Origin of the sequence: Pseudomonas mucoides (genome assembly GCF_015461845.1) — a bacterium.
GTDB classification, from domain to species: Bacteria; Pseudomonadota; Gammaproteobacteria; order Pseudomonadales; family Pseudomonadaceae; genus Aquipseudomonas; species Aquipseudomonas mucoides.
This window is the reverse complement of the sequence record NZ_JACOPW010000002.1, coordinates 1,345,950-1,358,341: the sequence shown is the minus strand read 5'-3', so window position 1 is coordinate 1,358,341 and position 12,392 is coordinate 1,345,950. Positions and strand designations below refer to the sequence as shown.

The window sequence follows — 12,392 nt, the reverse complement described above, 5'->3', positions numbered from 1 at the left end:
CGCCACTGCGGACCACCGAGTACAACTACGAAATCAACTACGGCTTCCACGTTACCAACTGGCTGACCGTGCGTCCTAACCTGCAATACATCACTCACCCGGGCGGTGTTGATGAAGTCGATAACGCGCTGGTGGCCGGCCTGAAAATTCAGTCGGTGTTCTAACGCTGTTGCGATAAGCTCCTCTCTATGTGCGCATATTTGCGGACAGCCCAGGCTGTCCGCTTTTTTTTTTGTGTGGGCAGCCTGTGCTGCCCATTTTTTATGCTGCTCATAGCGGTGCGCCAGTCGCGTATTCTGGTGGGTGGTGATCGACGTCAGTAGCGTCTGTTCGTCCAGTGCGTCTGGGTTAATTGACAATACCGGACAGACAATTGGGGACGCTGGCGGGTTGAGTCCGCCAGCTGTTGTGCGTCATTTAGCGAAGGGTTGTGGTCTGCGAATGGGCTAACAAGCCGGGTCGAATGACCTGGCCTATTGCGGCAAACCCTACTGAATTTAAAGCAAGACCAAGCGGGATGAGTCCCTGGTCCTGCTGTTGCCCGAGCACCGCACGCACCTGGTTTGCGATGCTGGACAACAGAGGATGTGAACGGCAAACGACCTGACAAATACCCTGGGCTCCCTCGAGGTTGAAAAAGCCGTTTCTCTATTCAGGCTTTATGCCGGCTTGCCTGCGAGTGGGGCGTCCAGACGGCGAAGACAACGAGAGTCAGCGACGTCCTGCCCGTGTACTGACATCTACCCAAACCGCCAATACCAATATGCTGCCCTTGACGATCATCTGCCAGTAGCTGTCGACGTCCAGCATCGACATTCCGTTATCCAGGCTGCTGATCACCAATGCTCCCATCAACGCACCATATACGGTGCCAGAGCCACCCCGCATGGACGTCCCGCCGATGAAGCATGCCGCGATGGCATCCAGCTCACCCATGTTGCCGGCGGAGGGTGAGCCGGCCGCGAGGCGGGCGGTGTTGACCAGGCCGGCGAGGGCACACATGACGCCCATGATGCCGAAGATCCACAGTTTGACCGCCTGCACATTGATGCCGGACAGGCGTGTGGCTTCCATGTTGCTGCCCACCGAATAGATGCGGCGGCCGAACACGGTCTGGCTGGTGACGTAACTGAACAGTCCCAGCAGGACCAGCAGGAGCAGCACTGGAACCGGAATGCCATCGTAGCTGTTGAGGGTGTAGACGAAACCGGCCAGCACCACGCCGATCAGTACCACACGTATGCTGTCGCGCAGCAGCGAGTGCATGGACAAACCATGCAGGGCGCGGTTGAGGCGTTGGCGCCAGGTGAGGAACAGGGCCAGGCCAAACAACAGCACGCCGAGAATTATCCCCGCCAGTTGTGGCAGGTAACCCTGACCCATGTAGACCAGCTGGCTCGATACCGGGGCAATGGTAGTGCCGCCGGTAATGCCCAGCAGCACCCCGCGAAACGCCAGCATACCGCCGAGGCCGACGATGAAGGAGGGGATGCGCAGGTAGGCGGTCATGTAGCCATTGCCCAGGCCGATCAACAATCCGCAGAGGGCGACGATCGCAAGGTTGAGCGGCAACGGCACGTGATAAACCACATCGAGAATCGCCGCGACCCCGCCCAGCAGGCCGAGCATCGAACCCACCGACAGGTCGATTTCGCCACTGATGATTACCAGCACCATGCCGCAGGCGAGAATCCCGGTGATCGACATCTGCCGTAGCAGGTTCGACAGGTTGCGTGGGGTTAGAAACCCGCCTTCGGTTTGCCAGCTGAAAAACAGCCAGATAATCATCACGGCAATCAGCAGGGCGAGCATTTTGTAGCGGGTGAACAACTGTTTAACCTGATTCATTTACGCAGATTTCCGATCGTTGTTGTCATGCCCGTTCGGCTGACTGAGCGCCGCAGCGAGCACGTGCTCCTGGGTCAATTCGTGGTTGATAAAGTTACCGCGCAGCTGGCCTTCACCAATCACCAGCACTCGGTCGGAAACGCCCAGCACTTCGGCCAGTTCCGACGACACCATGATGATCGCTACGCCTTCGGCCGCGAGCGCACCCATCAATTTGTAGATTTCATATTTGGCGCCGACATCGACGCCACGCGTGGGTTCATCGAGGATCAACACTCGGGGTTTGGTCAGCAGCATCTTGGCCAGCACGGCTTTCTGCTGGTTCCCGCCGGAGAGGCTGGTGATCGGCAAAAAGGGCGTCGCGGTTTTCAGTTGCATCCGGGCGATTTCCTGCTGGATGCTGCTGAGCTCGGCTTCGGCATCGATGCGGCTCATGCGGGAAAAACTGTCGAGTACTGCCAGGGTGATGTTCTGTCCCACCCCCAGGTCCGGGATGATGCCCTGACGTTTGCGATCTTCAGGGACCATGCACAAACCGGCCCTGATCGATTTCAGTGGGGTGCGGGTATCGATGGGTTTGCCGTCCAGCCAGACTTCGCCTTCATAGCGACCGGGATACGAGCCGAACAACGCCGACACCAGCTCCGTGCGCCCTGCGCCCACCAGTCCGGCGATGCCGAGGATTTCGCCGCGCTTCAACACGAAAGAAATGTCGTCCACACGCTTGCGGCCGGGGTTGTCGACGTCGTAGCAGGTAATGTGGCGTGCTTCGAACAGCACTTCGCCGATCTCGTGCGGTTCGCTGGGGTAGAGGTTGCTCATTTCCCGACCGACCATTTGGGTGATGATCTGCGCAATGTCCATATCGGCCATCGCGGTGGTCGCGATGTGTTTACCGTCGCGGATGACCGAGATGGTGTCGCAGACCGCCGCCACTTCGTCGAGCTTGTGCGAGATGTAGACGCAGGCAACGCCCTTGGCCTTCAGATCGCGGATGATGTCCAGCAACACCTCGATTTCCGAACGGGTCAGGGCCGAGGAGGGCTCGTCGAGGATCAGCAGGCGCGCCTTCTTGTTCAATGCCTTGGCGATTTCCACCAATTGCTGATAACCGCCGCCGTACTGCGACACAGGGAGGGAGACGTTCATGTCCGGCACCTTCAGCTCACGCATCAGTGCTTCGGCGCGGTGGATCATCGCCGGGTAGTTCATGCGTCCACCCGGCAGTGTCAGTTCGTGGCCCATGAAGATGTTTTCGGCGACGGAAAGATCAGGGACCAGGGTCAGTTCCTGATGAATGATGACGATACCGGCGGCTTCGGTCTCTTTGATCGAATAGGCCTTGAGTGGCTGGCCACGCCAAAGAATGTCGCCCTCCCAAGTGTCGCAAGGATAGACCGCCGACAGCACCTTCATCAGGGTCGATTTACCGGCCCCGTTCTCTCCACACAAGCCCACGCACTCGCCCGGTTTGACCTTGATGTCGATGCCATTCAGCGCACGAACCCCGCCGAAGGCTTTGACGATGCCTCTCATTTCCAGCAGATAGTCAGACATTGAAAACTCTCGAACGAAAGCAAAGATTGGAAATCTTCTCGACGAACGCTTGCCTGCGACGACTGACTGTCAGCCGCCCGATATTGTCAGGCAAGCGTCGAAAACCTGGCGATTACTGCCCGGCAATCTGCGCTTTTGTATAGAACCCGTCGTCCTCAAGCACGTTGATGTTGTCTTTGGTCAAAGGCGTCGGTTTGAGCAGGATGCTGTCGACCTTTTTGGCGCCGTTGTCATATTGCGAGTTGTACGTAGGCTTCTCGTTGCGCGCCAATTGCACAGACAGTTTGGCGGCCTCCGAGGCCAACAGTTTCAATGGTTTGTAGACGGTCATGGTCTGGGTGCCAGCGATCACCCGTTTAATCGCCGCAAGGTCGGCATCCTGGCCGGAGACCGGTACCTTGCCGTCCAGCTTCTGCGCAGCGAGGGCCTGGATCGCCCCCCCGGCGGTGGCATCGTTGGACGCAACGATGCCGTCAATCTTGTTGTTATTGGCGGTCAAGGCGTTCTCGACAATGCTCAGCGCCTCGGTCGGGTTCCACTCTTTCACCCACTGCTGACCCACCACCTTGATGTCGCCTTTGTCGATCAAGGGTTGAAGCACTTCCATCTGGCCTTCACGCAAGATCTTGGCGTTGTTGTCAGTCGGCGCTCCGCCCAGCAAGAAGTAATTGCCCTTGGGTTGCGCCTTGACCACGCCTTCAGCCTGCATCTGGCCGACCTTCTTGTTATCGAAAGAGATGTAGGCGTCGATGTCGGCATTCAGGATCAGGCGGTCATAGGAAAGAACTTTGACCCCGGCCTTCTTGGCTTCGGAAACCGCATTGTTCAGCACTGTGGCGTTGAACGGTACGATGACAATCACGTCGACGCCGCGCGAAATCAGATTTTCGATCTGGGAAATCTGCCGCTGCTCGTTGGCATCGGCTGATTGCACGTAAACCTTGGCGCCCAATTGCTCGGCTGCGGCGGTGAAGTAGTCGCGGTCGCGGGACCAGCGCTCAAGGCGCAGATCATCGATCGAAAAGCCGATTTTCGGGTGTTGTGCGTCAGCCATGGCCGAGTTGCCGATCATGACCAGGAAGCTGGCGAGCAGGGCGGTTTTCAGGTTCTTCATAGGGTTATGTCCTTTTATTGTTGTTTAGATGCACATCGATACTGGAAACGTACTGCAATGGCGGACAAGAGAACCGGCGCGTACAGGCGAGCAGTCCGGTCTCGAGAGTCGCGGTCATGCGGTGCGACACAGGGAAACACTTTGGGGGAGAGGTTACTTGTGGAGCCGGTCGTAAAGCGCTGATGACTGAAGCAGTTGGTCGGTCCTGTGGCGAACCCGGACGACCGCGGGGAAGTAGGTCATCTGCAATTTCCTTGTTATTTGAGAGCGGCCCTGACTGACCTTGATAGTAACGCCGCCCCGGCGCTGACCGATTGCGAAAATCACCAAACACGGGTTCGATTTTGAGTATTGAGATTCCGCCTCCGCGCGCCTAGTCTGTGCCGACCGGCCTGGAGACAAAAACAATGAAAACCGTTCCGCCCAGCCACCGCATCGCCCTGTTGTTCAATGGAAACAAGATCTACGACCGCGGCATCATCAGCGGGATCGGCAACTATCTGAGCAGCACCCGGGCGTCCTGGGATTTGTTTCTGGAGGAGGACTTTCTCTGCCGGCTGAAGGGTATCGAGCGCTGGCAGGGCGACGGCATCATCGCCGACTTCGACGACCCGGTCATTGGTCAGGCGCTGGCGGGGATCAAGCTGCCGGTGGTGGCTGTGGGGGGGTCCTATGAGGATGAGCGCGCTTACCCGCGGCACATGCCTTATGTGGCCACCGACAATTTCGCTTTGATCAATCTGGCCTACAAACACCTGATCGACGCCGGCCTGACCCGTTTTGCCTGTTTCAGCCTGCCCGAAGCGCAGACCAATCGCTGGGCGCAGGAGCGCGAGAGTGCCTTCCGCCGTCTGCTGCAGCGCGATGGCTTGCCCGCCGAAATTTATCGTGGCCTGGAAACCAGCGCACCGCTTTGGGACAGCGCCGTCGCGCAGCAGATCGCCTGGTTGCACAGCCTGCCTAAACCCATTGGCATCATCGCGGTCAGTGACGCGCGGGCCCGGCAACTGCTGCAAGCCTGCTTGACGGCGGGGATCGCGGTGCCGGAACAGGTGGCGTTGATTGGTATCGATAACGATCCGCTGACCCGCAGCCTGACCCGGGTGCCGCTCAGTTCGGTGATCCAGGGTACCGACAGCATGGGCCGTACCGCCGCACGTTTGCTGCACCAGATGCTGTGTGGCATGCCTTCGACCGGCACGCAGATCCTGGTGCCGCCGGAAGGGATCAATGTGCAGACTTCCAGCTTGCACCAACCGCTCGACGACCCGTATGTCATGCAGGCGCTGCACTTTATTCGGCAATACGCTTGCCAAGGCATCAAGACCGAGCAGGTGGCGAATTATGTGGGGGTGTCGCGGTCATCTCTTGAGTCGCACTTTCGTCGCAAGTTGGGGCGCAGCGTTCATGATGAAGTGCTGCGTTTCAAACTGGCCGCTGCCGCTGCCGGGTTGGAAAACACGACGTCCGGGATTGCCGAGATTGCCCAGGATTGCGGCTTCAAGTCGGCGCAATACCTGCACACGGTGTTCAAGCGTGAATTTGGCTGCACGCCGCGTGAGTATCAGCAAGGCTATGTCGGGAGTTAAACCTGGGTAAATGTTGTGAGAAAGGCCTCGGGTACACGTATCGCCAGTGCTAAGAATTCCAATCCAACTGAAACCCATGGCAGGGTTTGCGGCCAGGGCCGGGGTTCCTGTCGGCCCTTGCCAAGGGCGGCTGCGCATTTTGATCATTAACTTGTCAGTTTCGGTCATTGAGTGACAGCGATGCGACTCTTAGTCTGTCCACCATGACTGACGGGAGCCGAAGAGCTCCTGCACTTTTTCCGTGATCGCTCGATGTGGAGTTACAAATGGCCGCCGCTCACTACCCGCACCTGTTGGCCCCGCTGGACCTGGGTTTTACCACGCTGCGCAACCGCACCCTGATGGGGTCGATGCACACCGGTCTTGAGGAGAAACCTGGCGGTTTCGAGCGTATGGCGGCGTACTTTGCCGAACGTGCGCGCGGCGGTGTTGGCCTGATGGTGACCGGCGGCATCGGCCCTAACGACGAGGGCGGGGTGTATTCCGGTGCAGCCAAGCTGACCACCGAGGAAGAAGCGCTCAAGCATCGGATCGTGACGCGCGCCGTGCACGAGGCGGGCGGGAAAATCTGCATGCAGATCCTCCACGCCGGGCGTTATGCCTACAGCCCGAAACAGGTCGCCCCGAGCGCCATCCAGGCGCCGATCAACCCGTTCAAGCCCAAAGAGCTGGACGAGGAAGGCATCGAAAAACAGATCAGCGATTTCGTGACCTGTTCGGTACTGGCGCAAACCGCCGAATACGACGGTGTCGAGATCATGGGCTCCGAAGGTTATTTCATTAACCAGTTCCTCGCTGCCCACACCAACCACCGCACCGACCGTTGGGGCGGCAGCTACGAAAACCGTATGCGCCTGCCGGTGGAAATCGTCCGTCGCGTGCGTGAAGCGGTGGGGCCGAACTTCATCATTATCTTCCGCCTGTCGATGCTCGACCTCGTGGAAGGCGGCAGCAGCTGGGAAGAAATCGTCACCCTGGCCAAGGCCATCGAACAGGCCGGTGCAACGATCATCAACACCGGCATCGGCTGGCACGAAGCGCGGATCCCGACCATCGCCACCAAAGTGCCGCGCGCGGCGTTCAGCAAAGTCACCGCCAAATTGCGTGGCTCGGTGAGCATTCCGCTGATCACCACCAACCGCATCAACACCCCGGAAGTGGCCGAGCAGATTCTGGCCGAAGGCGATGCCGACATGGTGTCGATGGCGCGGCCGTTTCTCGCCGACCCGGACTTCGTCAACAAGGCCGCTGAAGGGCGTGCCGATGAAATCAATACCTGCATCGGTTGCAACCAGGCGTGCCTGGACCACACCTTCGGCGGCAAGTTGACCAGTTGCCTGGTCAACCCGCGTGCTTGCCACGAAACCGAGCTCAACTACTTGCCGGTGCAGCAGATCAAGAAAATCGCCGTGGTCGGTGCCGGTCCTGCCGGGCTGTCCGCTGCGACGGTGGCCGCCGAGCGCGGGCATCAGGTGACGCTGTTTGATTCGGCCAGCGAAATCGGCGGTCAGTTCAACATCGCCAAGCGCGTGCCGGGCAAGGAAGAGTTCTTCGAAACCCTGCGCTATTTCAACCGTAAATTGCAGACCACCAACGTCGAGGTATGCCTGAACACCCGCGTCGACGTGGCTCGACTGGTCGAGGGCGGTTACGACGAGATTATTCTCGCCACCGGCATCGCGCCACGGACCCCGGCGATTCCCGGCGTGGAAAACGCCAAGGTGTTGAGCTACCTGGACGTGATCCTGGAGCGCAAACCGGTGGGCAAGCGTGTCGCGGTGATCGGCGCGGGCGGTATCGGTTTCGACGTGTCGGAATTTCTCGTGCACCAGGGCGTCGCCACCAGTCAGAACCGCGAAGCGTTCTGGAAGGAGTGGGGCATCGATACTCACCTTGAAGCGCGCGGTGGTGTGGCGGGCATCAAGGCTGAGCCGCATGCACCGGCGCGTGACGTGTTCCTGCTGCAACGCAAGAAATCCAAGGTCGGCGACGGCCTCGGTAAAACCACGGGCTGGATTCACCGCACGGGGCTCAAGAACAGGCAGGTGCAGATGCTCAACAGCGTCGAGTATTTGAAGATCGACGATGAAGGCCTGCACATCCGCATCGGCGAAACCGGCGAGCCGCAAGTGCTGCCGGTGGACAACATCGTGATCTGTGCCGGGCAGGATCCGCTGCGTGAATTGCAGGACGGGTTGGTCGCGGCCGGGCAGAGCGTGCATTTGATTGGTGGTGCGGACGTGGCAGCGGAGCTGGATGCCAAGCGGGCGATCAATCAGGGGTCGCGCCTCGCCGCCGAACTCTAAGGCCATGTCACATCCCTCGTAGCCGCTGTCGAGCCCCAGCAAGGCTGCGTTCGGCTGCGAAGCAGTCGTCAACCCATTCACCGCGGTTTATCTGGAACACCGCGGTGGTTGGTTTTACGACTGCTTCGCAGCCGAACGCAGCCTCGCTGGGGCTCGACAGCTGCTACGCTGCTGTCTTTTGACAGAATGCGTACCGCCAATGCTCCTCCCTCCCAGCGACTGGCTACCCCAAGCCCCTCTCGACCCCCTCCCTCTCGACTGGCTCACCGCCGCCCGCATCGAAGTCGCGATCCTGCGCCTGGAGAAAATCGACCCGCTAATCAGCGGCAACAAGTGGTTCAAGCTCATCGAACACCTCAACGCCGCCAACCTCGCCGGCGCCAACGGCATCATCAGCCTGGGCGGTGCTCACTCCAATCACCTGCACGCACTGGCCGCCGCCGGTAAACGCTTTGGTTTCACCACCGTGGGACTGCTGCGTGGCCATCCACAAGACACCCCGACGGTGAAGGACTTGCAGGCATTGGGCATGCAATTGCACTGGTTGGGCTACGGCGGCTACCGGGCGCGGCATGAACCGGGTTTCTGGCAGCCCTGGCAGGCGCAATACCCCGACCTGTATCCAGTGCCAGAAGGGGGCGGCGGTCTGCGTGGCGCGCGAGGGTGCATAACGTTGAAGGCAATGGTCGACGATCAATTGAATCGTTTGGGATGGAGCGACTTCGACGGCTGGTGGCTGGCGTGCGGAACCGGCACCACCCTGGCCGGCCTGGTGCTGGCCGAGGCGGGTGAACGCAGTGTGTATGGCGCGATGGCGGTGCCCGACGATCACGGCGTTGCGCAACAGGTCGAATCGATACTGCAAGAGGCCGGTGTGCCGCAGCGTAACTTCGAACTGCTGGACGCCAGCCGTGGCGGCTTTGCCAAAGTCGATCAGTCGTTACTCGACTTCATCGATCAAGCCGAACACGCCAGCGGTGTGCCTTTAGAGCCGCTGTACACCGGCAAGGCGTTGCTGATGCTCAAGGAGCAAGTCGAGGCAGGGCATTTTGAAAAGGGTACACGCTTGATCTTCATCCACACCGGCGGCTTGCAAGGCCGCCGGGGATTTCAGTAACCACCCCATCCTTGTCGCAGCAGGCTTCGCCAGCTGCTACAAGGATCGCGTTCAGCTGTGTTCAGCCGCGCTTGGGCATCATCCGCAGCAGGGTGTTATCCCGCACCACGTAATGGTGATAGATCCCGGCCAGTGCGTGCAGGCCGATCAGCCAGTAGCCAATGGTGCCGCCCAGTTCATGCCACTCCTGGATCTGCTTGGCCAGCGCCTTGTCTTCCGAAACCAGCATTGGCAGGTCAAAGCCGTAAAACATCACTTGATTACCCTTGGCGCTGGTGACCAGCCACCCGAGAATCGGCATCGCGATCATGAAAATGTACAGCGCCCAGTGCATTAACTTCGCCAACGTAATTTGCCATTTGGGCGAGGCGGGGAAGATCTGCGGTGCGGGTCCCAGGCTGCGGGCGAACAAGCGCAGCCAGACCAGCACGAACACGGTCAGGCCCAGCATGAAGTGCGATTCAACAATCAGCGCGCGACCGCCACTGCCTTTGGGAAAGATCCCGCGAAACTCGATACAGGCATAAACCAGCGCCAACAAGACCAGCATCAACCAATGCAGCGTGATCGATACGGTGCTGTAGCGTGATTCGGAATTCTTCCAGGGCATACGGTGTTCCTCACAGGTCTGGTCTGAAACCACCGTTCTTGACCGACGGCGTTCCTTAACTGTAATCCGCTTTGGCGGATTTGCCTTGGGTGATTGTGCCGTATAACGCTCTGGTTCAGGTGATCGACATCAAAAAAGCGCCAGTTCCGTAATGGAGCTGACGCTTTTTTATGCGCAGAAAACCGCGATCAACTGCTTTGCGGCATTTCGCCATTCGCCAGGCGCTTGTTGATGTCGGCGATTACTTCCGGCAAGTCGGTGATGGTGTCGATCATGTAGTGCGGACGCGAGCCTTCGAACATCGCGTGGATGCGCTTGCGTTCGCTGTCCAGCTTATCGCTGCCGAGGGTGCGATAGCCTTCGTAGTCCAGGCCCAGCGCGTTGCCCGAGCAGATCAGCGCCACGGTCCACATGCCGGCACGACGACCTTCGAGAATGCCCGGCACGGTGTCGTCGATCTTCACGCAGGCGGCGACGTCGTCGATGCCCAGCGCAATGACGTTGGCCAGGGCCTGGGCCGGCCAAGGGCGACCGTTGGGGACTTCGTCAGTGGCGACCACGTGGTCGGCGACGTAACCGTTGGTGGCGGCCAGCTCGACCACTTTGTCCATGACCTGTTTCGGGTAGCCGGAGCACGAACCGATCTTGATCCCTTGCTGACGCAGGGTGGCGATGGTGTCCAGTGCGCCCGGAATCAGGGCCGAGTGTTCGGCGATTTTTTCGATTTGCAGCGGCATGAAGCGTTTGTAGATAGCGGTGACATCATCGTCGGTCGGTGCGCGGCCGAACACGGCGCGATAACGCTCAGCGACTTGTGGCTGATCGCACAGGGTACGGATGTGGTCCCACTTGCCCATGCCCATCGGTCCGCGGGCTTCTTCGATGGAGACCTGGACGTCGAACTCGGCGAAGGCTTCGACGAAAATCTGGGTGGGAGCGAAGGAGCCGAAGTCAACGACGGTACCGGCCCAGTCGAGGATGGCGGCCTGGAGTTTTGTTGGGTTTGCGTAGTTCATGTCTCAAATCCTGTCTGTTGGAATGATGAGCAAATTTGTGTAGCAGATGGTTGTGCGTCAGATCTCTAACACTTCCATCTCGCGCAGGACTTCGGCAACCGCCGCCACGGCCGCGTGCATCTCGGCCTGGTTGACGTGGCCGATGCAGCCGACGCGGAATGTTTCAACCTGGGTCAATTTGCCGGGGTAGAGGATGAATCCCTTGGCCTTGACCCGTTCGTAGAACTCCTTGAACTGGTAACGCGGGTCTTTCGGCGCGTGGAACGTGACGATGATCGGCGCCTGAATCGCGGCGGGCAGGAAGCTGCGCAGACCGAGCCGGGCCATGTCTTCCAGCAACACGTTGCAGTTGTCGGCATAGCGCTGATGCCGCGCCGGCAGGCCACCTTCTTCGTTGTATTGCAGCAAGGCTTCGTGCAGCGCCGCGACCACATGGGTCGGCGGGGTGAAGCGCCATTGACCGGTCTTGGCCATGTAGGTGTGCTGGTCGAACAGGTCCATCGCCAGCGAGTGCGAGTTGCCGGCGGCGTTGGCCAACGACTCTTTGCGAGCAAAGACGAAGCCCATGCCCGGTACGCCTTCCAGGCATTTGCCGGACGCGGCGATCAGGGCGTCGAACGGCACCTGTTGCGCATCCACCGGCAGCGCGCCGAAAGAGCTCATGGCGTCGATGATCAAGCGCTTGCCGTGTTGCGCAATGACGTTGGCGATTTCCGGCAGCGGATTGAGGATGCCGGTGCTGGTTTCGCAGTGAATCAGTGCGACGTGGGTGATGCTGGCGTCGGCGTGCAGCAGACGGTCGACGTCGGCGGCGGTGGTCGGTTCGTCTTCAGCGGTTTCGAAGGTGCTGAAGGAGCGGCCGAGCACTTCGCAGATCTTCGCCAGGCGTTTGCCGTAGGCGCCGTTGATCAGCACCAATACTTTGCCATTGCGGGGCACCAGCGTGCCGATCGCTGCCTCGACCGCGAAAGTACCGCTGCCTTGCAGGGGCACGCAGTGGTGGCTGGTGCCGCCGTTGATGATCGCCAGCAGTTGCTCGCACAGGCTGGCGGTCAGTTGATTGAAGCGGTCATCCCATGAACCCCAGTCGACCATCATCGCCTGACGGGTGCGGGCCGATGTGGTCAGTGGGCCGGGGGTAAGCAGGATGGGTTCGGCAGTACTCATTCTCGTGTCCTCGCATTCGATGGGATGAAGCTACGGGACATAAATTGCAATTTGCCGTGCTATCAATC

Annotated in this window: 10 protein-coding genes; 4 read left to right on the top strand and 6 right to left on the bottom strand. The window is 59.7% G+C overall.

Features of this window, described 5'->3' with window-relative positions; genetic code table 11:
• Positions 1 to 164: carbohydrate porin (locus H8F22_RS14920; RefSeq protein ID WP_194940381.1), on the top strand; the 164-nt coding region annotated here is incomplete at its 5' end.
• Positions 165 to 711: 547 nt separating this feature from the next.
• Here H8F22_RS14920 and H8F22_RS14915 read toward each other — a convergent pair.
• The 3 genes from H8F22_RS14915 to xylF form a co-directional block, all read right to left on the bottom strand.
• Entirely contained in the window at positions 712 to 1,848 is a 1,137-nt protein-coding gene (locus H8F22_RS14915) for a sugar ABC transporter permease (RefSeq protein WP_027925024.1), read from the bottom strand.
• Positions 1,849 to 3,405 (bottom strand): D-xylose ABC transporter ATP-binding protein, encoded by a 1,557-nt coding sequence (gene xylG / locus H8F22_RS14910; RefSeq protein WP_027925025.1) that lies wholly within the window; start codon positions 3,403 to 3,405, stop codon positions 1,849 to 1,851. It abuts the gene before it with no gap.
• Positions 3,406 to 3,517: 112 nt separating this feature from the next.
• Positions 3,518 to 4,519, bottom strand: coding sequence for a D-xylose ABC transporter substrate-binding protein (gene xylF, locus H8F22_RS14905; protein WP_027925026.1), 1,002 nt, complete (start codon positions 4,517 to 4,519; stop codon positions 3,518 to 3,520).
• 407 nt (positions 4,520 to 4,926) lie between these two features.
• On the opposite strand from xylF, the gene H8F22_RS14900 reads away from it, so the two are divergent.
• From H8F22_RS14900 to H8F22_RS14890, 3 genes are all read left to right on the top strand, one after another.
• Positions 4,927 to 6,108: a XylR family transcriptional regulator gene (locus H8F22_RS14900; protein ID WP_027925027.1), complete on the top strand. Its 1,182-nt coding sequence runs from the start codon at positions 4,927 to 4,929 to the stop codon at positions 6,106 to 6,108.
• A 266-nt stretch (positions 6,109 to 6,374) separates the two neighbouring features.
• Complete coding sequence (locus H8F22_RS14895) at positions 6,375 to 8,414, top strand: oxidoreductase (protein ID WP_194940380.1); 2,040 nt, start codon at positions 6,375 to 6,377, stop codon at positions 8,412 to 8,414.
• Between the two features lie 199 nt (positions 8,415 to 8,613).
• Positions 8,614 to 9,531 (top strand): 1-aminocyclopropane-1-carboxylate deaminase/D-cysteine desulfhydrase, encoded by a 918-nt coding sequence (locus H8F22_RS14890; RefSeq protein WP_194940379.1) that lies wholly within the window; start codon positions 8,614 to 8,616, stop codon positions 9,529 to 9,531.
• A gap of 61 nt (positions 9,532 to 9,592) precedes the next feature.
• Here the strand turns inward: H8F22_RS14890 and H8F22_RS14885 are convergent, their stop codons facing one another.
• From H8F22_RS14885 to H8F22_RS14875, 3 genes are all read right to left on the bottom strand, one after another.
• Positions 9,593 to 10,141, bottom strand: coding sequence for a cytochrome b (locus H8F22_RS14885; RefSeq protein WP_027925030.1), 549 nt, complete (start codon positions 10,139 to 10,141; stop codon positions 9,593 to 9,595).
• Positions 10,142 to 10,329: 188 nt separating this feature from the next.
• On the bottom strand, positions 10,330 to 11,157 hold the full coding sequence (phnX, locus tag H8F22_RS14880; protein ID WP_194940378.1) for a phosphonoacetaldehyde hydrolase: 828 nt from the start codon (positions 11,155 to 11,157) through the stop codon (positions 10,330 to 10,332).
• A gap of 57 nt (positions 11,158 to 11,214) precedes the next feature.
• A complete protein-coding gene (locus H8F22_RS14875; RefSeq protein WP_027925032.1) occupies positions 11,215 to 12,324 on the bottom strand; it encodes a 2-aminoethylphosphonate--pyruvate transaminase in 1,110 nt (369 codons plus the stop codon).
• Between the last annotated feature and the right edge of the window lie 68 nt (positions 12,325 to 12,392).

Coding starts and splice junctions, on each gene's coding strand:
- xylG (WP_027925025.1), bottom strand. CDS start 3,405: ATGTCTGACTATCTGCTGGAAATGAGAGGCATCGTCAAAGCCTTCGGC.
- H8F22_RS14875 (WP_027925032.1), bottom strand. CDS start 12,324: ATGAGTACTGCCGAACCCATCCTGCTTACCCCCGGCCCACTGACCACA.
- H8F22_RS14885 (WP_027925030.1), bottom strand. CDS start 10,141: ATGCCCTGGAAGAATTCCGAATCACGCTACAGCACCGTATCGATCACG.
- H8F22_RS14915 (WP_027925024.1), bottom strand. CDS start 1,848: ATGAATCAGGTTAAACAGTTGTTCACCCGCTACAAAATGCTCGCCCTG.
- H8F22_RS14895 (WP_194940380.1), top strand. CDS start 6,375: ATGGCCGCCGCTCACTACCCGCACCTGTTGGCCCCGCTGGACCTGGGT.
- xylF (WP_027925026.1), bottom strand. CDS start 4,519: ATGAAGAACCTGAAAACCGCCCTGCTCGCCAGCTTCCTGGTCATGATC.
- H8F22_RS14890 (WP_194940379.1), top strand. CDS start 8,614: ATGCTCCTCCCTCCCAGCGACTGGCTACCCCAAGCCCCTCTCGACCCC.
- phnX (WP_194940378.1), bottom strand. CDS start 11,157: ATGAACTACGCAAACCCAACAAAACTCCAGGCCGCCATCCTCGACTGG.
- H8F22_RS14900 (WP_027925027.1), top strand. CDS start 4,927: ATGAAAACCGTTCCGCCCAGCCACCGCATCGCCCTGTTGTTCAATGGA.